Annotated in this window: 16 protein-coding genes; 11 read left to right on the plus strand and 5 right to left on the minus strand. The window is 47.4% G+C overall.

Features of this window, described 5'->3' with window-relative positions; translation table 11 throughout:
* The first annotated feature begins 108 nt into the window (after positions 1-108).
* The 4 genes from IEY09_RS15775 to IEY09_RS15790 all read left to right on the plus strand — a co-directional run bounded on the left by IEY09_RS15775 (position 109) and on the right by IEY09_RS15790 (position 4,930).
* The gene (locus IEY09_RS15775; protein ID WP_047534431.1) at positions 109-1,527 is read left to right on the plus strand and encodes a TolC family protein; all 1,419 of its coding nucleotides are present in this window, start codon (positions 109-111) and stop codon (positions 1,525-1,527) included.
* The gene (locus tag IEY09_RS15780) at positions 1,517-2,491 is read left to right on the plus strand and encodes an HlyD family secretion protein (RefSeq protein WP_037430615.1); all 975 of its coding nucleotides are present in this window, start codon (positions 1,517-1,519) and stop codon (positions 2,489-2,491) included. Before IEY09_RS15775 ends, IEY09_RS15780 begins: the two co-directional genes overlap by 11 nt.
* 89 nt (positions 2,492-2,580) lie before the next feature.
* Positions 2,581-3,792 carry an ABC transporter permease gene (locus IEY09_RS15785; protein WP_188871813.1) on the plus strand — a complete coding sequence of 404 codons (1,212 nt, stop codon included), beginning with the start codon at positions 2,581-2,583 and terminating at the stop codon, positions 3,790-3,792.
* Between the two features lies 1 nt (position 3,793).
* The gene (locus tag IEY09_RS15790; RefSeq protein ID WP_188871801.1) at positions 3,794-4,930 is read left to right on the plus strand and encodes an ABC transporter permease; all 1,137 of its coding nucleotides are present in this window, start codon (positions 3,794-3,796) and stop codon (positions 4,928-4,930) included.
* 159 nt (positions 4,931-5,089) lie between these two features.
* Here the strand turns inward: IEY09_RS15790 and IEY09_RS20370 are convergent, their stop codons facing one another.
* Entirely contained in the window at positions 5,090-7,279 is a 2,190-nt protein-coding gene (locus IEY09_RS20370) for an immunoglobulin-like domain-containing protein (protein ID WP_188871803.1), read from the minus strand.
* Positions 7,280-7,899: 620 nt separating this feature from the next.
* Here IEY09_RS20370 and IEY09_RS15800 point away from each other — a divergent pair.
* Positions 7,900-9,231, plus strand: coding sequence for an APC family permease (locus IEY09_RS15800; RefSeq protein WP_037422470.1), 1,332 nt, complete (start codon positions 7,900-7,902; stop codon positions 9,229-9,231).
* 415 nt (positions 9,232-9,646) lie between these two features.
* Here the strand turns inward: IEY09_RS15800 and yjgA are convergent, their stop codons facing one another.
* On the minus strand, positions 9,647-10,180 hold the full coding sequence (gene yjgA, locus IEY09_RS15805) for a ribosome biogenesis factor YjgA (protein ID WP_037422477.1): 534 nt from the start codon (positions 10,178-10,180) through the stop codon (positions 9,647-9,649).
* A 161-nt stretch (positions 10,181-10,341) separates the two neighbouring features.
* On the opposite strand from yjgA, the gene pmbA reads away from it, so the two are divergent.
* Positions 10,342-11,685 carry a metalloprotease PmbA gene (gene pmbA / locus IEY09_RS15810; RefSeq protein WP_188871805.1) on the plus strand — a complete coding sequence of 448 codons (1,344 nt, stop codon included), beginning with the start codon at positions 10,342-10,344 and terminating at the stop codon, positions 11,683-11,685.
* A 121-nt stretch (positions 11,686-11,806) separates the two neighbouring features.
* Here pmbA and IEY09_RS15815 read toward each other — a convergent pair whose 3' ends face one another.
* Entirely contained in the window at positions 11,807-13,957 is a 2,151-nt protein-coding gene (locus tag IEY09_RS15815; RefSeq protein WP_188871807.1) for a TonB-dependent receptor, read from the minus strand.
* Positions 13,958-14,139: 182 nt separating this feature from the next.
* Complete coding sequence (locus IEY09_RS15820) at positions 14,140-14,985, minus strand: substrate-binding periplasmic protein (protein WP_188871809.1); 846 nt, start codon at positions 14,983-14,985, stop codon at positions 14,140-14,142.
* Positions 14,986-15,249: 264 nt separating this feature from the next.
* Here IEY09_RS15820 and IEY09_RS15825 point away from each other — a divergent pair, with 264 nt between their 5' ends.
* Complete coding sequence (locus IEY09_RS15825) at positions 15,250-15,483, plus strand: ribosome alternative rescue factor ArfA (protein WP_037422485.1); 234 nt, start codon at positions 15,250-15,252, stop codon at positions 15,481-15,483.
* A 221-nt stretch (positions 15,484-15,704) separates the two neighbouring features.
* Here IEY09_RS15825 and rimO read toward each other — a convergent pair whose 3' ends face one another.
* Positions 15,705-17,150 (minus strand): 30S ribosomal protein S12 methylthiotransferase RimO, encoded by a 1,446-nt coding sequence (gene rimO, locus IEY09_RS15830; protein WP_037422487.1) that lies wholly within the window; start codon positions 17,148-17,150, stop codon positions 15,705-15,707.
* Between the two features lie 393 nt (positions 17,151-17,543).
* On the opposite strand from rimO, the gene IEY09_RS15835 reads away from it, so the two are divergent.
* From IEY09_RS15835 to IEY09_RS15850, 4 genes are all read left to right on the plus strand, one after another.
* Positions 17,544-18,254: an oxidative stress defense protein gene (locus IEY09_RS15835; protein ID WP_037422489.1), complete on the plus strand. Its 711-nt coding sequence runs from the start codon at positions 17,544-17,546 to the stop codon at positions 18,252-18,254.
* A gap of 186 nt (positions 18,255-18,440) precedes the next feature.
* On the plus strand, positions 18,441-19,217 hold the full coding sequence (locus tag IEY09_RS15840) for an EAL domain-containing protein (RefSeq protein ID WP_188871815.1): 777 nt from the start codon (positions 18,441-18,443) through the stop codon (positions 19,215-19,217).
* Between the two features lie 129 nt (positions 19,218-19,346).
* Positions 19,347-20,138 (plus strand): class I SAM-dependent DNA methyltransferase, encoded by a 792-nt coding sequence (locus tag IEY09_RS15845; protein WP_144376291.1) that lies wholly within the window; start codon positions 19,347-19,349, stop codon positions 20,136-20,138.
* Positions 20,139-20,797: 659 nt separating this feature from the next.
* The gene (locus IEY09_RS15850) at positions 20,798-21,040 is read left to right on the plus strand and encodes a hypothetical protein (protein WP_229777975.1); all 243 of its coding nucleotides are present in this window, start codon (positions 20,798-20,800) and stop codon (positions 21,038-21,040) included.
* The last annotated feature ends 88 nt before the right edge of the window (positions 21,041-21,128 follow it).

A 21,128-nucleotide genomic window follows, 5' to 3' on the forward strand; every position in this document is an offset into this window, starting at 1 on the left:
ACTTATTTTAGAACCCATCTTACACTTCCAGCGGTGGGTTCTAGCCGCCTTCCATGATGGATGTTATCATTTGCAAAGGAAATTAGAGTAACTACTCTAGAGGTGTTAATGAAACTATCACGTTTGGCATGGCTGTGTTTATTGCCTTTGCCCTCACTATTGCCGTTAGCGGCCTATGCCCAGCCCAGTAGCTTTACTGAGGCTTGGCAGCAAGTGCTTAAGGTGAGCGATAAACTCCAGGCTCAATCCCAAGAGGTGAATCGCGCCAAGGGCGAGCAAGAGGCGGGCGAAAGTTTAAATCTGCCGTCCCTCAGTCTGAATGGCAGTTATACCCACCTCGAAAAACCAATTGAATTAGATTTAAGGGATCTTAATCCCCTTGCCTCGGGTTCATTGCCATTACCTCCTGAATTAGGTGGCATATTGGCGAGTATTCCGGGTTCATTATTTGTCACGCCCTTTACCGAGCAAGATATTTTTCGCGCCAGCTTACAGGCGATGTGGCCGATTTATACCGGCGGCCAGATCACTGCGGCTCAAGGCATTCATGCCGCCATGGTGGCCGAGAAACAACAGGAATTACAGTTAGCAACTCGCGACTTATTCACTCAGTTGGTTGATCGTTATTATGCCGTCGATGTGACTCAATCCCTCGTCAGCACCCAAACCGAGCTGGTGGCCTCCTTAACTAAGCACGTTGACCACGCGCTAGCGCTAGAGCGCGAGGGGCAAATCGCTAAGGTCGAGCGCCTCAATGCTCAAGTGGCCTTAGACAACGCTAAGGTCAATTTAGGCAGCGCCCGCCGCCAACATGAAATGGCCGTTATCGCCCTATCGCGTATGTTGCAACGGAGTGATGTTAGTACTAACTCGCCGCTATTTGTGCTGCCACAGGCGCCGTCATTGGGGGACTTGACCCAAATGACCTTAAATCAACACCCGGCGCTTAAGCTACTTGAGGCTAAAGAGGCGCAGGCGAATGGTTTGGTTTCCTTAGAGAAAGGTAAATATCACCCCACGGTTTTCCTCTTTGGTAATTACACCTTATACGAAGATGACAGCTTGTTTTCTAAGGTAGAACCGGACTGGATGGTCGGTGTCGGTGTAAAAGTGCCCTTGCTGAGCCGCGATGGCCGCAGCGGTAAAGTGGAAGCGGCTAAGAGTGCCTTGCTGCAAGCCCGTTACACTAAGGCGCAGACACGCCAAGACTTAAGTTTGCTGCTCGACCAAAGTTACCGCCAGTTATTACAGGCCGAAGAAGAGTTCAAGGCCCTGAATACCTCACTCGAACTGGCCACCGAGAACCTGCGTTTAAGGGAAATCGCCTTTAATCAAGGGCTTTCAACCTCTATTGATAGGGTCGATGCCGAATTAAAACTGAGCGCCGTTAAAACCCAGCAGCTCGGTGCCAGTTATCGCTATGTGCAAGCCTATGCCAGATTAATGGCCATCAGTGGTCAATTAGATGAATTTATCGGTCGCAGTGCCACAGGCACTCAATCGCAGGAGACTATCAATGCGCGCTAACAGAATTCTTGCTCTCACGGCGTTGGTCGCATTAGGCCTTATTTTAGCCTATGGGCTCAAACTGGCTTATAGCCCAAAGCCGAGTGTGTTGCAGGGGCAGATTGAAGCCCGCGAATATAACGTATCCTCTAAGGTGCCAGGACGGGTCGAACAAGTGCTTGTGCGCCGTGGCGATAGTGTCAATGAAGGTGATTTACTGTTTGCTATCCACAGTCCAGAGCTAGATGCCAAGTTGATGCAGGCCGAAGGTGGCCGTGATGCCGCTAAAGCCTTGCAACAAGAGGCAAATAATGGTGCCCGTAGCCAAGAAGTGATGGCAGCTAAAGAGCAATGGCTCAAGGCGCAAGCGGCGGCAACACTGGCAAAAACTACCTATACCCGCGTCGAAAACTTATTTGCCGAAGGAGTCGCCGCACGGCAAAAACGCGATGAAGCCTTTACCCAGTGGCAAGCGGCAAAATACACAGAACAAGCGGCGTTAGCCATGTATCAAATGGCCGAAGAAGGCGCGCGGGTCGAAACCAAAGCTGCTGCGGCGGGGAATGCGCGTATGGCCGAAGGCGCGGTGAAAGAAGTCAGTGCCATTATGGCTGATAGCCAAATGCGTGCGCCTAAGTCTGGGGAAATCAGCGAAGTATTATTGCAAGCAGGTGAACTGGCGCCGAGTGGTTTCCCTGTGGTGAGTCTGATTGATATGCAGGACGCTTGGGCGGTATTCCAAGTACGTGAAGATCAACTAAAGCGTTTTAAAAAGGGCGATAAACTGCAATTAACACTGCCAGCGCTGGATAAAACGGTAGAGTTTACTGTCTCCCATATCAGTGTGATGGGTGATTTTGCGACTTGGCGTTCGACCGAAAGCGGCCACGATTTTGATATGCGCACCTTTGAGGTGGAGTTACGCCCAACGGCGCCCATTGCGGATCTGCGCGTCGGTATGTCTGTGTTGCTCAGTGCAGAGTAACGACTGTGACCAAGTTACCGAGCGAGCCTAAGCCATTGAGCGAGCATGGCACTAACGCCGATGCGACAGAGTCTGCCTCCGTAGGCTTTATGGCGTTGTTCATGGCATTGGTGCGCCGCGAGCTTAAGGCGCTATGGCGCGATCCTTGGCAACTAGCCCTTATCAGTTACATTCCGCTGCTGGGGATTTTGTGCCTGTGGTGGTTATTTAGTGCGGGTTTACCGCGGCAGTTACCCGTGGCGATTGTTGATCAAGACCATAGCCAACTCAGCCGGATGCTGACCCGTCAACTCAAAGCCAATCCTGTGACCGATCCCCAGAGTTTTACCGATCTCTCCTCGGCCGTCGAGGCTATGCAGCAGGCGCAGGTCTATGCGGTGGTAGTATTTCCCTATGATATGAAAAAGGATTTGCTTACCGGCCATACACCCACAATCGATGTGCGCTACAACAGCCAGTTTTTGTTGGTGGGTAAGCTGTTGTCGAGTCAAATTCAGTTGAGTCTCGGCGATGGGTTGTTGCAGGTCGCAGGCCTTAAGCAACTGATGACGGGCACACCAAAATCACAAGTGGCGGTGAATTTAAGCCCGGTCAAAAGCCAGACCACGGCATTGTTTAATCGTAACAATAACTACATTGGCTTTTTAGTGCCGCCGGTATTGGTAGCCCTTTGGCAGTTGTTATCTATGCTGGTGATGGCTAACAGCTTAAATCGCGAGTTACACCTTAATGCCGCACAGTCAGAGGAGGGGATCTCCAATCAATTGACCGAGCATTTTTGGCCTAAGGTGTTGGCTAAGATCCTGTTGTTTACGCCTATCTTGATGTTACAGGGTGGGTTTATCCTCGCTTGGTTGTATTTGTATCTGGCCCTGCCTTTTGCGGGCAGTATAGCGCTGCTGCTGTTTGCCCAGTTGATCATGCTGTTGGCGGTATGGAGTTTGGTGTTACTGGTGTTTGTGCTGATGCGTGATAGTGCGCGGGTCATCAGTTTTTGTACCGCATTATTTGCACCTGCCTTTGCCTTTATGGGGATCACTTTTCCTACCCACGAAATGCCACAACTTGCCCAGTGGTGGCGGCTCATTATGCCATCGAGCCATTATATTGAATCCCATGTGAGCGTGGTCAGTTACGGTGCTACTTGGTCAGCGATGGCGCAGCAATTGAGTAGTTATTGGGGATTTATTTGCCTGCTCCCCGTGATTTATACCTTGGCGAGTAAACTACTGCCGATAACGCTAACCCCCAATTCGGTAGCGGCTGACACCGATACATCTCTATCAGTGAAGGGGCAATAACATGAATTTATGGCAGTTAGTGCTCACTGAATTAAAGGCGATTATTAGCGATAAGGCTATCGCTGTGACCCTATTTGGCGGTGTGCTGTTTTATTCGGTGCTCTATCCCTTGCCTTATTTGCACCAAGTCCCAACAGAACAGCAGCTTATCGTGGTGGATTTAGACCATTCTTCCCTGAGTCGTCAACTTATTCGCCATGCGGATGCCAGTGCAAAAATCCAAGTGATAGGCCAAGTCGGCTCTATCTCCGAGGCGAAACGCTTTATCGAAACGGGTAAGGCGCACGGTTTATTGGTGATCCCCGAAGGATTTCGCCGCGATTTGTTGCTCGGTAAGGGCGTAACCTTAAGCTACGGCGGTGATGCCAGTTACTTCTTGATTTACTCTGCTGTGGCCGAAGGTCTTGTCAGTGCGGGGATGGATGCCGGTAAACAAATTCAATGGATTGGCATGCTCGCCCAGGGGAAAAATCCTAAAGAGGCCGAGCAGAACCTCAACTCGCTGCACTTAAATAGTGTTCCTGCGTTTAACCCAAGTCTAGGCTATACACCTTATGTCGTGCCGGGGTTATTTTTACTGATCCTGCATCAAACATTGCTGATCGGTACTGGCATTTTAGGTGCAGGCCAGTGGCGTCATCAGGGTTATTGGCAACAGGTGTCGCCGCTGCAATTGGTTTGCGGTCGAATTATGGCGTTTATGTTGATTTATATGGTGTTTACCAGCTTTTATGTGGGCTATTGCTACCACTGGTATAACGTGAGTATTCAAGCGCGCTTTGGCCTGGTCGCACTGTGGCTATTACCGTTTTTACTGGCGACGGCGGCGGCTGGAGTCGCAATGAGCACCTTGTTTACCCGCCGCGATTTGCCTACTCAAGTATTGCTATTAATTTCAATGCCAATCCTGTTTGTCTCAGGCTTTGTCTGGCCGATTGCCTTAATCCCTGAGCCGCTTGTGCTGGGCTCGCAGATTATCCCTGCGGTGCCCGCCATTATGGGGATGTTGGAGCTGAACCAAATGGGCGCGACGTGGGCAAGTGTACTGCCAAAGTGGTTACAGCTTTGGGGATTATTTGCGGCATTTTTTGGCTTAGCTCTCTTAGGTATTCACCGCCGGGCGCGGGCTTGGGTTTAGCTTGTGAACTGGTGGCGAGAGTGTGCTTAGGAAGATTTTTAAGGGCGAAATTTTACTTTGGTATTGAATTGCTTGTGAGATGAATCCAAAGATTTGCCCTTTGGCATCACAAGATGCCGCAGGGCTTGTTGTCAAAGTAATATGACCGCAACGCGAGTATTAATGCTTAGTCCACGCATCTTGCCAAGCGCTGCCAGTGCCAGGGGCATAGTAAGGCGCTGAGCCGCTACACCATCCGCTGTTTGGCCAAGGTCGGCATTGGTAAACGCCACCTGCGTTGGTAACAATATCACCGGCTTGGTATTGGGTACCTGCATTGTATGCTGGGTATTCTCCGGGCTCGATACCGCCGTCATCTGCAACTAAGGACAGGGCAAACTGTTGTTTGAGGCTGTTATCTTTGTTGCTGATGATGAGCTGATAAGCTCCTGCGTCGAGTGATGCTCCCTGCAATACCATGGCGCCATTACCATTAATGTTAGCTGTGCTGCTCGCGTGGATGCGCTCATCCTGCACAAGGCTAGCCGTTAATTCCATCGCTTGATTGGTATTGACGTTAAAGTTAATGCTAACTTGCCCTTGGGTGAGTGGGTAGCTCGAGGCTAAACCGCTTATCGTAAAGTTCGGCGTGATAACCGGAGGCAAGCCTGAATCGCAATCACTGTCACCTTGGGATTTCCACACGCCCCATTGACCGGCTAAGTCTGGTTGCTCACCTTGAGTCCACCAACCCGCTAACCAGATTTTGCCTGCGTAGCTAACCGTATCACCGCCTAAGTAAATCTTGCTTGGATTCCATAAATTTTCGCACACTGCACCTTGCTCTTTGACGGTTACGATACGCACTGCGCGGGATTGCTCGCCAGCACTGTCAGTTACGCTGTAGACCAGCTCATATTGGCCGATACGGTCGCTATTGACTTCACCTTCAATACGGATGCTATGGGTCAGATCGCCATCTTCGGCATCGGTGGCGCTAACGCCTGCCATTGGATCGAAGGGGGCTGAGACTGTGATGCTAGTATTATGGATGCCACTCAACTCAGGTTTAGTGTTATACACCTCAACAGTGCGTACTTGCTCCGTAGTGTTGTTATCTGAATCGGTGACTTTATACGTTAGTGGATAAAGGCCAAGTTGCTGAGTATTCACATCACCAGTCACTTGGATGTCGGCCGTCAGATCTTTATCTTCGGCATCATAGGCGCTAACGCCATCCAGTGGATTAAATACGCCACCTAATTTGACCCGAACATGGCCTAGGCCGCTGAAAATGGGTTTGCCGTTTTCTGGCTCTGGTGGGGTAATGTCTTGATTGTGGATGAAGGGCCCGTACGCCTTAATAAATGATTCATTATAGGCTTGGCCTGCAGCATTTTTCCCCATATCCCAGTTGATCGACCATGTCATTACGCCACGGAGTGGCTGCCCTTGATTTTTTAATTGTTCGAATGCGGCAAACAGTTTTTGTGGATCGCTCACATAGCCTGTGGCTGCCGCATCAATATTAGTCGGGATGCCAAAGACCAGTTTGTCATGGGGAATTTTTGTGAACCCATGGCTGCCATTGGCGAGTGCATTAGCGATATGGTAGATAAACTCTTGTTTTAAATTGTCATTATTTTGCGCAATCCAGCCTATACCATCGATATAAATACCATCGCCACCTTGGTTATAAAATTGCGGGTTAATCCAATCGTAATAGCCCTCAAGGGCGTTGATATAAGGTACATATTTCCCGCCGGTGGTGAGGTAGGGGAATTCAGGCGCCATAGTGATTAAAAAGTTTTTCTGCTGCTTACGGTAATGATCTTTAACGATCCTTAGCGCCGCGGGAATGACGATTTGATTGTCTGCAGCGGTGACTGCGGCTTGTTCGAGGTCGATATCAAGCCCATCAAAGCCATATTTTTCAACTAACCGAATGATTTCATTTGCCAGATCTTGCTCTTGGCCATTGCGCAGTTCAATGTGAGCATCCGCGCCACCTAAGGCGATTAATACTGCTCGGCCTTGACGATTGAGCTCACTAATTTGATCAATAAATTGTGCCTCAGTTAACCCAATTGCGGGGTCGAGTTTGAAGGTCGGAATGCTGCCGTTGGCACCATAGCTTTTCATAAATGAAACATCGACAACGTTATATTGCGGATTGACCTGCGCTAAGGTCACACAGGGGGCGATACCACCTTTATAACCTGCGCCATCACACCAGTTATGCCAGTAACCCACGACAACGCCTGCTTGCGGGTTGACCATTGCAGAACCCTCTGCGCTTGCAGGGGCGGCCAACACAGCGGTGGTAAGTGCTATGCAACTAAACAGGGTATTGAATTTAAAAGATTTCATTGAGTCTTGCCTTTTTATCGATAAAAACAACCAAAATAGCCTAAGGTGCTTAAGTTGTGTTTAGTTTGGTGAAAAACAGTGTTAATTCTGATTAACTGGTGGTTTAAGTGAGCTTTTATTGTTTTTATATGCTTTCTTAGTTCATGGTTATTATGCATAAAGTCTTAAAAATTTATATAAAAAATGATTTTGTGGTTTATTTTATTTGAAGTTCGCATTTATTAGTCATTTGTTTGGCAGTGTCAATTTTGTGGTAAATGTGACTTTTGGCTTTTAGTGTCATCAATGTGATTTAGCAAAGACGTGAAAAGCCAATTTTTGAGACAAAGATAAGGACTGTGAAGCAAACTATGGTTTTTTGCTTGTCTTCCTGCTTGTTTAAGGCGAAAATGCGCGCCGAAAAAATAACCGAGGTATTCATTGCCTCGGTTATTTTCTTTTTGAATATATGGGTTTTAAACCAATAGAGGCCGGTAAACATCCGGAAATGATACGAGGTTCGCTTGAACCTACTTTACTGAGGACAATTCAATGGGGCTGTTGTTTACCGGATTTTCGGTCATTGCCGTCAATCAAGATGTTGCGTTAGTCATTCCACCGACGGCACTCGGAGGTGGTATATGAGCCAACAAAAACCGGGCTTAAAGCAAAGCCTTAATCTATGGCAAGTGGTTGTGATGGGGCTCGCTTACCTCACGCCTATGGCCGTGTTTGACACCTTCGGAATTGTCTCTGAGATCACCTCTGGCCACGTGGCCACCTCTTACTTGCTCGCATTAGCGGGTATCCTGTTTACCGCTTTTAGCTACGGTCATTTAGTGCGTAAATATCCCTATGCGGGGTCGGCTTATACCTATGCCCAAAAAACCTTTAGCCCAAATGTCGGTTTTATGGTGGGTTGGTCATCGCTACTCGATTACATGTTTATGCCGATGATCAACATGCTATTGGCCAAAATCTACCTTACTGCCATGTTCCCCAACGTGGAGCCTTGGATTTTCATCTTTGGTTTAGTCACCGTCATGACGGTACTCAACCTGAGAGGCATTGATTTAGTTGCGAATTTTAATGGCGTTATCGTATTTGCTCAGATAGCCATTATCTTAGTCTTCATCGGTTTAATGGCCCATAGCTTGTCCCTTGGCGAAGGTGAAGGGGTCATTGCCAGCGTGCGTCCATTCTATTCGGAGCAGATAACCTTAGCGCCGCTCTTTACCGGTGCAACCATTCTGTGTTTCTCCTTCTTAGGCTTTGATGGCTTAAGTTCATTGAGTGAAGAAACCAAGGACGCTAAGCGAGTGATCCCCCGCGCCATTGTACTGACAGCGCTGATTGGCGGGGTGATTTTTGTGAGCGTGTCCTATTTCTTACAACTCTATTTCCCTGATATTTCTCGCTTCCAGCAGTTAGACGCTGTGCTGCCTGAGATTGCCCTGTATGTGGGGGGTAATTTATTCCAGTCTATCGTGCTGGTGGCGACAACGATTGCGGTGCTAGCATCGGGCATGGCGGCTCATGCGGGGGTGGCGCGCATCCTCTATGTGATGGGGCGCGACAATATGCTGCCCAATAAAGGTTTTGGTTATGTTCACCCTAAATGGCGTACTCCGGCATTTAACGTGATTCTGGTGGGGTTACTGGCGCTTTCGGCGGTGTCATTTGATTTAGAAATGGCCTTGGCTTTGGTCAATTTCGGCGCCTTAGTGGCTTTTACCTTCGTTAACCTGTCGGTGATAGTGCAGTTTTATATTAAAGAAAAACGTAATCAATCCCTTAAGGAACATTTGCAGTATTTCATCTTGCCCCTGTGTGGTGCGGCAACCATTGGCGTGCTGTGGATTAACCTCGAGCCTCAGTCCTTAGAACTTGGCTTAATTTGGGGAGCTGTAGGGATGTTGTATTTGGCGCTGCGCAGCCTACGTTTGCGCAAAGCAGTAGAGTTGCAGAGTTAACTAAGGTATTGACTCATAAAGTAACAGCACTGAGGTATGCTAATGTCGTTCGCTTAAGAGTGAACGACATTTTTTTACGCCGACTGGAGACGCCATGTTGTTCGTTTGCAAAACTCGTGGATAAAATTTTCCCAGTTTTGTTGACCCATAGAAAGCAAGGTTAGAGACATTAACTTTTGCTAAATCGCGCCTAGCGCCTAAGGCAATATTCCGAAGTGCGGGGATTGGGGCGTGTTGACTTTCAGGGTTATTTTGCAGCCATATGCTGGCCAAGAGGGTGTTCTGGCAAGCTCTTACTCTTACTTTTAATCATAAGAGCCGCCCGTCATTTGAGTTGAATAACGATGTGTTATCCCTCGCTTCGCGAGCTAGAGCTTGCTTGAACAGTAAAATGTAATCTCAAAAACTCAACACGCTAGTCTTGGATTTCGCTGCGTAAATATTTAAACAGCTCTTTTGAGGATTTAGACTCAGGACCTTTTGCCAGCTCTTTGGTTGCTTGGCGCACTAAGGTACGCAGTTTTTGTCTGTCCAACTGTGGGTAATGTTCCACTAACGTTTGGATTTCACCGTCGCCTTGTGTGAGTAAACGCTCACGCATTTTCTCGAACATTTGCAACTTGGCGGTTTCGTTGCTGTTTTTGTTAAGCACGACCGCGAGCGACGCCTTGATAGGTTCAATATCGACGTTACGCATCAGCTTGCCGATATACTGCATATGGCGGCGATAGGCTTCGGTCTTTGGCTTAATCTTATGAGCTTGCTGAATGCTGTCGTACAAGTGCTCGTCCAGCTCGATTTTATCTAGCTGGGTTTTGCTGAGTGAGACCAGTTCCATACCGACTTTTTGAGCCGCTTCGCAGTCACGCTTATCCTCAGTTTTACTGACATAATCGTCGTTACTGTCATAGGGCTGTTTAAAATGTTCTGAATCACCAACAATCTTCATATAGATAAAACCTCAGTTAAATAACGCGCTAATAATAACATCTCCCGCCAAAATTCGCCTAGTTAAAGCGCGATTCAATCAGTAAAGCGCGCAATAAATAATGAGAATGGGATAGGTGTTTGTTATGCTAGCGCCATTGCCTATAACGAAAGAGTTGCTTTGTGTCTTTGAACAGAATCGATAGTGAATTGACCGCGCTGAAAGATGCGGTTGCTGTGGCCCTCGAATATGCGAATAAATTAGGGACAAATGCCGCTGAAGTGGCGATCAGTAAACAACAGGGATTATCGGTTTCAACCCGTTTAAAGGAAGTTGAAACGGTAGAGTTTAATAAAGATGGCGCCCTCGGTATTACGGTTTATCGCGATGGTTGCAAGGGCAGTTCATCTACCTCAGATCTCAGTCCTGAAGCCATTGCTCTTGCGGTTAAAGCGGCAGATGATATCGCCCGTTACACCTCGGCCGACCCGTTTAGCGGTTTAGCCGATAAAGCCTTAATGGCGACTGAGATCCGCGATCTTAAACTCTATTATCCTGAAGATATTTCCCCCGACGAATTAGCCCAATTGGCCATTCGCGCCGAAACCGCGGCGCTCGATGCCGATCCGCGCATCAATAACTCTGATGGCGCCAGCGCAAACGCCCATACGTCGGTTAAGGTTTACGGTAATAGCCACGGCTTCTTAAATGGCTATTGCAGCTCGCGCTATAGCTTAAGTTGCAGCGTGATCGGTGAAGACAGTGACGGCAATATGCAGCGGGATTACGATTACACTATCGCCCGTAAATTCAATGAGATGCTTTCACCTGAATCGGTGGGGCTAAAAACCGCCGAGAAAACCGTGAGCCGTTTAGGGGCACGTAAGATTGCCACCACCCGTTTGCCAATATTACTGGCGCCAGAGATTGCGACTGGCTTAATCGGCCATTTGATTGGTGCCATCAGTGGCGGTAGTTTGTATCGTAAATCAAGTTTCTTACTCGATGCCATTCACACCCAAATCTTCCCTGACTGGTTCAATATTGAAGAACAGCCGCATCTATTAGGCGCACTCGCCAGTGCCAACTACGATAGCGAAGGCGTGGCGACCCAAGATAGACGCATTATCGATCGCGGCATATTAGAAACCTATTTACTAACCAGTTATTCGGCGCGCAAATTGAGCCTACCTAACACAGGTCATGCGGGCGGGATTTACAACTGGACGCTGGCGCACACTGGTCAAAGTTTTGATGAGCTAGTCAAAGGCATGGGTACGGGCTTGATTGTCACTGAAGTGATGGGCCAAGGTGTGAATATGGTAACGGGGGATTATTCCCGCGGCGCCGCTGGTTTTTATGTCGAAAATGGTGAAATCCAGTTCCCCGTTGAAGAAATTACCATTGCTGGCAATCTTAAGGATATGTTCCGTGGGATTCAGGCGGTCAGTAAAGACTTCGATTTACGTTCATCTATCCGCACCGGCGGAATTTTATTATCCGAGATGAAGGTCGCGGGTAACTAGCCAGCGGCATATAACGGTTCAGTCAATTGAAACACAAAAGGGCAAATGCAGCTGCATTTGCCCTTTTTGATTTAACTGACCCGCCCTAAATTGCATCACCACTTGTTAGCGGCGGTGCTCATTAGAATTTGTAGCTGGCACTTAATTCAAATGAGCGACCCGAACCTGCGACTTGGCTAAAGCCACCAGTACTATCGGCCTTAAATTCGGCAAGGTTGACACCACCCAGTGGTAGTTCGTAGTAAGTATCAAACAGGTTGTTGATTGCAAGGGTTAAACTCAGCTCTTGCCATTTAACACTGCTGCTTAAATTTAACAGCGAATAGCTGTCGGTCTCATTTTCTAAACGGCGCTCATCGACTTTATCCTTAGTCGCTACCCATTGCCATGATAGGCGGTTTTCCCAATCACCCAGTTGATGGCTAAGGGCTAACTCGGTTTGTAGCGGTTTGATTTGATAAAGTGGCTCATTACCCTCATTACCCTCATCACGCTCGCCGCGGGTGATATCGAGCTTACCCAGCATCTGCCATTTTCCGCTGTCGGTATTGGCTAATAGGTAGACCGCACTAAACTTAGCGCCATATAAATTGGCATCTTCGTTGGTGAATTTAAGGATATTGCGTTTACCGCTGGCAAGGCCTGTACGGTTAAAGCTGCCAATCACCTCGGCATCAATATAGTCGGTTACAGCGCTATACCAAGCCGTGGTCGAGAATTGCCATTCATCGCCATTAAACTTGTAGGCCGCGCTCAGAGTATGCGCCGTTTCAGGCTTAAGATCTGGGTTGCCGACATAGCCGTTACCGTCGCCATACCAGCCGATCATTGTGGTTGCCATCACGCCGCGGCCCCAGCTGTAACGCTCGTACAGGTTTGGTGCGCGGTTTTTACGGGCTAAGCCAAATTCCAATTGTTGTTTGGCCGACAATTGATAACGTGCCAGCAATGTCGCATCGATTAGGTTGTCGTCACGGCTTCTATCCATGGCATTAAAGGCTTTTGCCGCCTCGGCATCCACATTGGGCATGCCCATCATGGGCATATTGCTGTAGGCCTGCACTTCGCCAGTATTTGTAGTGACATATTCATAACGCACCCCAGCAGACAACCACCAGAGTGGCGTGAGGTTTTGCTGCCACTCGCCATAAACTGCGGCGCGGCGGCGCTCACCGTCGTTGATATTGATATAGTCATTGGGGGCCATCATAGTGCCGGGCACCGCTGGCCAAGTATCATCGAGTTGATAGTTATAAAATTCCTGGCCGATGAGTAGCGTGCTGTTATCGCCCATAGGTAAGCGCCAATGCAGTTGGTAGCTGTAATCGCTACCCTCTGTATTCATTGGCATCTTGCCAGTTTTTTCTGGGGTGAAGAAGCCCATTTCATGCTTCACACTGTGCCAGTTTAACTGGGCGCTAAATTCACCGTCATTATCTAAATCCCGCAGGTAACGGACTAGGGCGCCGTAACTCTTGTTATCCGTCATATCCATGTATTGGTTAGGAAAACCTTGAAATGGGATCGCTTGGTGCGTTAGCTTAATCGCCAGTTGTTGTGTGTCATCGCGCCATGCCGCTGTTAATGCATGGTTTTGGGCGCGATAGAGGGTATCGAGTACTTTATCGCCCTGACCATCGTGGTAGCTATTGGCGTCTTCATAGGCGCCTTGATAACTGAAACTTAGGTCCTTACTGGCAATCCCAGCCTTAGCGCCGAGTAAGAAGGCATCGCTGGTGCTGCGGTATCCCGATGAGATTTCACCGCTTTCAAAGCTGAGGTTGTCGCTGTCGTTAAACTTTGGATTGAGGCTATTAACCTTAATCACCCCGGCGATATTGTCGCCGCCCGCACTGACGGGGGACACGCCCGCGACCACTTCTACCGAGCTGATTTGGTTAGCGGACACGTAGGATAGTGGTGGGTTCATTTGGTTAGCACAGGAGGCGGTGATATCTGCGCCATCGACTAACACTTTAATGCGATCGCCCATCATGCCATTGAGTACGGGCAAGGCAGAAACGCCGCCCGCTTCGGAGAAATCGACGCCTTGGTCTTTTAGCAAGGCATCGGCCGAGCCTAAGGCATTACGGCCAATACTCTGTTCGCCATGGACTTGAATACGTTCAATTTGAGTTTGATTTGTCTCGTCGGCTATGGCCTGTGAGGCAACTGAAGCGCCTAATGCTAAGGTCAGCGCGCTGGCGATTGCGGAGCATTTAAAGCCGTGGGGAATAGTTGAAGCGTTTGCAGCCATCTTATTGTCTTCCATTCACTTAGATAAATTGCGCTGCATTATAAAGATCATCTAAGTGTGACAAGTGCGGCATATTGTCGCAGAGCTTATAAAGATAAAGCTGAAATAGCGGCCTGAAGTGCTTGCTAGCACCAAGATGAGGATAAGCTAGTGCCAATGTGAGGGTAATAAGCAGCGTTGTTTAACGCGCCCTAGGATTAACTGAAGTGATTGAAGTAGATACGCTGGGTTTCCCCTTCTGCATCCATGGCGGCGAGTGCTTTGGCAAATTCGTAGGCCTTTGAATCTTCAGCGAGTACGCTTGGGCTGTTATTCGGACTTAAGGGAAGATCGGCGCGATAGTTAGGGTTATGTTGCCCACGAAAATGGCGGCTTTTTTTCGAAAATCCCAGATACATAGCTTGAGGTTGCTGGCAGCAATTAGGGTGTAGCTTAAATTGGCTTGTATCTCGATTTTTAAGGTAATAACTGATGGTTGCTTGATCGTAGATAAAAAAGTCCCCTTGGCCACTAATAAGGTAATCTAAGGCCTTAGGCACATTGAGTTCTGGCGGTTTACGGACCGACATGGTTTCGGATATGCCATTAAAGTCGTAGCTGCCCGGGGCGATTAATAGCGTCATACCGCTCTGTGATAACTGCTCTAATGAACCAACATTTGCCGCACCCGCTCGGCTAATTCCAATAATGCGCTCCGACAGACCGTTAGGAATAAAATAGGTAAATTGGGCACGTTCTTCACTAAAATGCAGCCCAGGATAAAAATCGATATTTCCGAGTTTGAGATCCCGCAAAATACGCAGTTTAGGTGCTCGAATTACCCGTAATTTACACCCCACTCTTTCAGCCGCGACTTGGTAAATATCGTAGTAAAACCCTTGGTTATTAGGTTCCTGTTCGATAAAGGGGCGGCGTTCACTGGTGCGATAGCCCATGCTAATAACACACTCAGAGCTTGAAAAAGCCTGCGCTAGGCTGGGGGATAGGATGAGTAATAGGCAAAGTAGGCTCAGTAATGGCCGATAAATCACTGCAAACGGCAAAATTAATCACTCCCTATCCTGTGATTACAAAGGGTAATCGTATCGCTAAATAGCGACTTTAAATGAAGGCTTGTTAGCCTAATGTATTATTTTTGTTGGATTAATCTATCATACTTTTTGATAATAAAAAGAGCGATTCTTTGCGGTTTTGCACAAACTCTGTACATCTTTTTAGATTGGTTTATAGTGTCGCCGCTGGCTGAGAATGATTAACTTGGCCCTTGACCAATATAGGATGAATTGAGGATTAATTGAGGAGTCATTATGACGAAGGTAAATGTGGCAAAAGTAACAGCCCAGAGTGTGCAAGAGCATGAAAATGGTCGCGGCACCATTACAGACAATGCACTTAAGGCGCTGGTGACCAGTCCGTTATTTCGGATGCGTACCGAAAAGCCGAAAAAGGGCAAAGGGTCTTATAACCGTAAAGCAGCAAACCGAAAGGGGTATCAGCACAGGGGCGATACCCCTTTCGACTTTATGGGGATGATGTTTTAACGTTTTTGCCGCGTTAGTCCTGCTCATTTTATCCCTGCTAGACTCCTCCCTCACATTGCCTTGCGATTTCCTTTTCAATCCCTTTTGTCGCACTATCTAGCCTTCAACTATTGAGAGTTAGTCCTCACCTATTGAGAGAATTAGCCAGATTTTGCCCATAAAAAAACGAGCCACAATTGAGATTGTGGCTCGTTTTATTAAAACTTGAATGATTTGAAGGCTTAAGCCTCGACTTCATCCTCTGCATCGGCATCCACTAACTCGGCCCACAGATCGTGCTCGTCCGAGTGAGTGATCACCGCGCGAACTAACATGCCGGGTTCGAGTTCAGTTTCACCGTTGATAAATACCATGCCGTCGATTTCTGGGGCATCGGCGAAGCTGCGGCCAATCGCGCCTTCTTCGTCAACATCATCGATCAGAATATCCATAGTGCGGCCAACGAAACGCGCTAAACGCTCAGCGCTGATCTCGGCTTGGACTTCCATAAATCTGTGGTATCTGTCTTCCTTCACGTCTTCACTGATAAGTTCAGCGATGGTGTTGGCGACAGCGCCTTCCACTTCTGAGTACTTGAAGCAGCCAACGCGGTCGAGGCGCGCTTCACGCAGGAAGTCGAGCAGCATTTCGAAGTCTTCTTCGGTTTCGCCAGGGAAGCCCACGATAAAGGTTGAGCGGATCACCAAATCTGGGCAGATTTCGCGCCAACGTTGGATGGCTTCTAACTGACGGTCAACACGGCCTGGACGCTTCATCATCTTCAGGATGCGTGGGCTGGCGTGCTGCATCGGAATATCTAGGTATGGCAGGATTAAACCTTCGGCCATTAATGGGATCAGATCGTCTACCCATGGGTATGGGTAGATGTAGTGTAAACGTACCCAAGCGCCCATCTTGCCCAGTTGGCGAGCAAGGCTAGTGATGTCTTGCTTAACTGGCATACCGTTCCAAAAATCGGTGCGGCCGCCCTTGTCTTTACCATAGGCAGAGGTGTCTTGGCTCACGACTAAAATTTCTTGTACGCCAGCTTCAACTAAACGTTTGGCTTCATCTAATACGCTACCTGCGCCGCGGCTATCTAAATCGCCACGCAGTGCTGGGATGATGCAGAAGGTACAACGGTTGTCGCAACCTTCTGAAATCTTTAAGTAAGCGTAATGTTTAGGCGTTAACTTAACCCCAGTTTGTGGGATTAACGAGGTAAATGGGTTGTGCTCAGGTTTTGGCACGTACTTGTGAACGTGCTTTAACACGGCTTCGTAGCTGTGTGGGCCAGTAATTTCGAGCACGTCTGGGTGTACTTCACGGATTTGGTTTTCTTTAGCGCCTAAACAGCCCGTTACGATTACTTTGCCGTTTTCTTCTAGGGCTTCGCGCACCGCATCTAAGGATTCTTCAACCGCCGCGTCGATAAAACCACAGGTATTAACGATTACCAGATCGGCATTGTCGTAGCTGTTGGTGACTTCATAGCCGTCGATGCGTAATTGGGTCAGAATGCGCTCTGAGTCCACGAGGTTTTTTGGACAACCTAAAGACACAAAACCGATGCGATTGCCTGTGGCAGCATTGCCCGTATTAACAGAGTCAGCACTGGCGGCTTCCAATGTTTTGGCAGGGGTCTCAAGCGTGGTAGTTTGCTTAGGATGAAAAGTTTCAACTGTCATGGTGTCTCGCTGATGCTGATAAAAGAGCGCCGTAAAAAGAGCGCGGATTATACCTGAAGTGATTAAAAGGTACAGTGTCTTTGGGTGAAAAGTGTACAGCTAAGAGTGCGTTTCTACCAGTTAGAGACTGACTGGCTCGTATGCGTGCTCGTATGGAAAGTCACAACTGTAGCTTGAGTGCTTGTGGAAGAGGATTTTAGCGATAGGCTGATAAGTTTTGCCAATTTAAAAAGTTTTAAAAAAAGTAACCCTTTTTATGTTTACCCGCGTTTATAGGGATAGTTTGTATGATTCGTTTGTATGGCTAGCAGATGGCGAGTCACACTTTTAGCTGATAGCCATCGCATTAGAATCAAGGCAGTCTCGCCTTAAATGATTTAGTTGGAGTTAATAATGAAGCATTCTCTTTTAGCTGTATTAGTGGCTGGTGGTCTTTTCTCTGGTGTATTTACAGCCACCGCAGTGGCTGCCGATGTGGACTTTCCCCATATCGAAACCATGGGCGTAAGCCAAATTCAAGTCGAGCCGGATATGGCTGAGCTTAATGTCGAAGTGGCTGTCACCGAGAAAGACGCTAAGGCGGCTAAAGATAACTCGGATGCGGCGGTGGCGAAATTTATCGCCCGTTTGACGGCCGCGGGGATTACCAAGGAGCAGATCCAAAGCGCCAACTTAAATCTGCAACCCCAATATGTGTATGCGCAGGATAAAGCACCTGAGCTAACTGGTTACACCGCGAGTCGCCAAGTCACTGTGACTATTAACGATTTGGCACGTTTAAATACGATTTTGGACTCCGCCTTAGAGGAGGGGATCAACAGGGTTAATAATATCGCCCTTAAATCGAGTAAAGAGGCCGAGTATGTGGCCAAGGCGCGCCAAGCGGCGATTGTCGATGCCAAACAAAAAGCAGAATCCTTAGCCAAGGGATTTGGGGAAAACCTAGGTAAGATTTGGCAAATTCGTTATTACGATCAACGCCCAGTGCAACCGGTGATGTTACGTATGAATGCTAAGGCCGATGCCATGGGCGCCGCCGAAAGCTATCAATATGGCCAAGTGACTATCGAAGATAGAGTCGAAGTGGTTTATAAACTCAAATAAGTCATAACGAGATGCAATGGATGAGGATTCTTTGGCTCATCCATTGCTGTTATGGGGCGCAATCGGTTAATTCTGAGTCAACATATTTACAATATTGCATGTTTTAACAGAGCAAAGGCACTAAACGCTGGCAAAATTAGCGATTTATCCCCACACTGAGAGAGGATAAGGTTATGGAGACCTATGATGGATTTTCCCTCTCGAATCAAGCAACAAACCTGTATGGACTGTTTAAGTGGTAAGTCACTCGGATTTGAAATTCGTATGGCATTTCAGCCCATTATCGATTGGCCAAATCAGCAGATTTACGGTTATGAAGCCCTAGTGCGCGGCCCAAATGGCGAAGGTGCGGCTTGGGTGTTTGAGCGAATAAACGAAAACAATAAGTACTACTTTGATCAGGCTTGTCGGGTCAAAGCCATTGAAACCGCCGCTAAGCTTGGCCTTGATAAAATATTAAGTATCAACTTTTTACCTAATGCGGTTTATAACCCTGAAACCTGTATCCGCGCCTCGATTGAAGCGGCCGACCTCTTTGGTTTTAATATTCATAACATCATGTTTGAAGTCACTGAGGGTGAACAAATTGTCGATAGAGCCAAATTGAGCCGTATCTTTGACAGTTACGCTAAACGGGGATTTATCACCGCCATCGACGACTTTGGCAGTGGTTTCGCTGATTTGAGTTGGTTAGAATTTTTGCGCCCTCAGGTATTAAAACTCGATATGGAGTTGATCAGAGATATCCATTTAGACAAACAAAAACAGTTTGTTATCGATGAGGTGATCGGGATTTGTAGCACACTTAACACTCAGGTGTTGGCCGAAGGGGTCGAGAGTAAAGCGGAGTTAGACTATCTTGTTGGCCGTGGTATTAATTATTTTCAAGGTTACTACTTCGCCAAACCCCAACTCGAGTATTTAACTACCTTTGACGCCTTAGATTGTTATGCTGCGCTGTAGCATTGTTTTATTGAATTAATGTGCTCCAAGTGCCTTGCACTCAGATTGGTTGTGGAATTGTGTATCGGTTCTGGGCTAACTGATATATCATGCGCCACCCTTAATTGCCCATACCTTCTCTTCGCTGCTATGTCTTCTAACGCGCTTTATACCGATCTATCCGGTTATTACGATTTAATGTGCTCCGATATTAACTATCAACAACAGAGCGCGAGCATCCATCGATTGCATCAGTTCTTAGGGAATAATGGTAAACAACACCTTGATTTAGCCTGTGGCACTGGCCCACATGTACGGCATTTTATCGACCTTGGTTATCAGTGTAGTGGCCTAGATATTAATCAGCCAATGCTCGATATGGCCATGCGTCGTTGCCCTGAGGCCCAGTTTAATCTGCAAGATATGACCGCCTTTTATCTTGAGCAGCCAGTGGATTTAATTACCTGTTTTTTATATTCCATCCATTACAGTGCGGACATAGAGCGCCTTAAAAGTTGTATCGCCAGTGTGCACAGTGCCCTGAATGACGGTGGGATATTTTGTTTTAACTCGGTTGATAAGCACCGCATTGATAACCGCTTATCGATTAAGCATTTTGCCGAGTTTGAGGGGCACCATTTTGCCTTTGAATCCGGCTGGCATTACAGTGGTCAAGGTGAAAACCAGTCGTTAAATCTAAGCATTGCAAAGCGTCAGCAGCCTTTTACTCAACTCACTGATGTAGACGCCGATGCTGATACATCTGCGCATCAAACTGAGTTATGGCAAGACCAACACACTATGGTCGCCACCAGCTTTGCGGAGCTGCAAGCGTTACTCGCGCCATATTTTGAAGTGCATATCTTTGAACACGATTATGAAAAAATCGTCCCGTGGGATTTAAGCTCAGGTAATGCGCTGTTTGTCTGTGTGAAGATTTAACCTTGGGTTGAAGGTGTGACAACTTTCTTTAATTCCATCAGTCTTCTTTAGCTTAGTTAGACTGTTGATGGTTTCTTGATAAATTCAAAGTCAAAGTCGTGGGGCTTCATCTCACACTTGTTTATGTAGATGTATTGTCATTGCGGCCTAACGGCCGAGGTGAATCAAAGTCGTGGGGCTTCACCCCCTGATTTTTAATAAAGAGTCGACCAAGGAGGACTGCTCGTCCTATCCTCCTTGGATGCTCCAAGACGCCCCTAACGGAGTTGAAAGCCCCTTGTGCTCATAGCCAAATTTGCTATCGCTTCCGAAGGATGCATCCCTGCACCTGCGAAAGCTAGCTTGCCATCCATGGCAAGACTCACGCAATTTGTCTATTCGCCCTGCGGCAACTCCGAGGGGATGGTGAACTCCTGTCGCTTCTGTGTTGGCAGCTTTTGTATTGTTTGCAAGTCATGCAAAGCAAACCGAGTAATGCTTACTGCCACATTTAGAAATTTAACAATGGGTGGCTCGTTAAATTTGCATATTCTATCTTTTGCTGTAGCTAGATACTGATTTTCCTGATAAATTTAAAATATGGTTGCAAATTAGCTTGTTCCACATTTATTACTAATGTTTTAAACTTATTTTATGATTGATTATAGAGAAATAACAACATGGCAAATAAAAGAACAGCAACAGAGTTAGCTGATGTCTTATTCCCAGCACAAGATGATTTTGCTGATGGAGTATTATCTATCCCTCCAGAGCAACGAAAATTACATACTGACACATATGATTTTACCGTCGAGACTATCGTTGAAAAAATAAGTGATGGTTCGATATTTATCCCTAATTTCCAACGAAGATATGTATGGAGTGAGGCTTTGTTTCCTAAATCAGTTGAACTAAAACCATAGCTGGTGATCTGATCGGCATAGCCTATCAACTCACCCATCAATCGTGTCAAAACCTCGCTATAAAACAACTAACTGGAAGCAATACAAT

The organism is Shewanella xiamenensis (genome assembly GCF_014647135.1).
In the GTDB taxonomy this organism is placed as follows: Bacteria; Pseudomonadota; Gammaproteobacteria; order Enterobacterales; family Shewanellaceae; genus Shewanella; species Shewanella xiamenensis.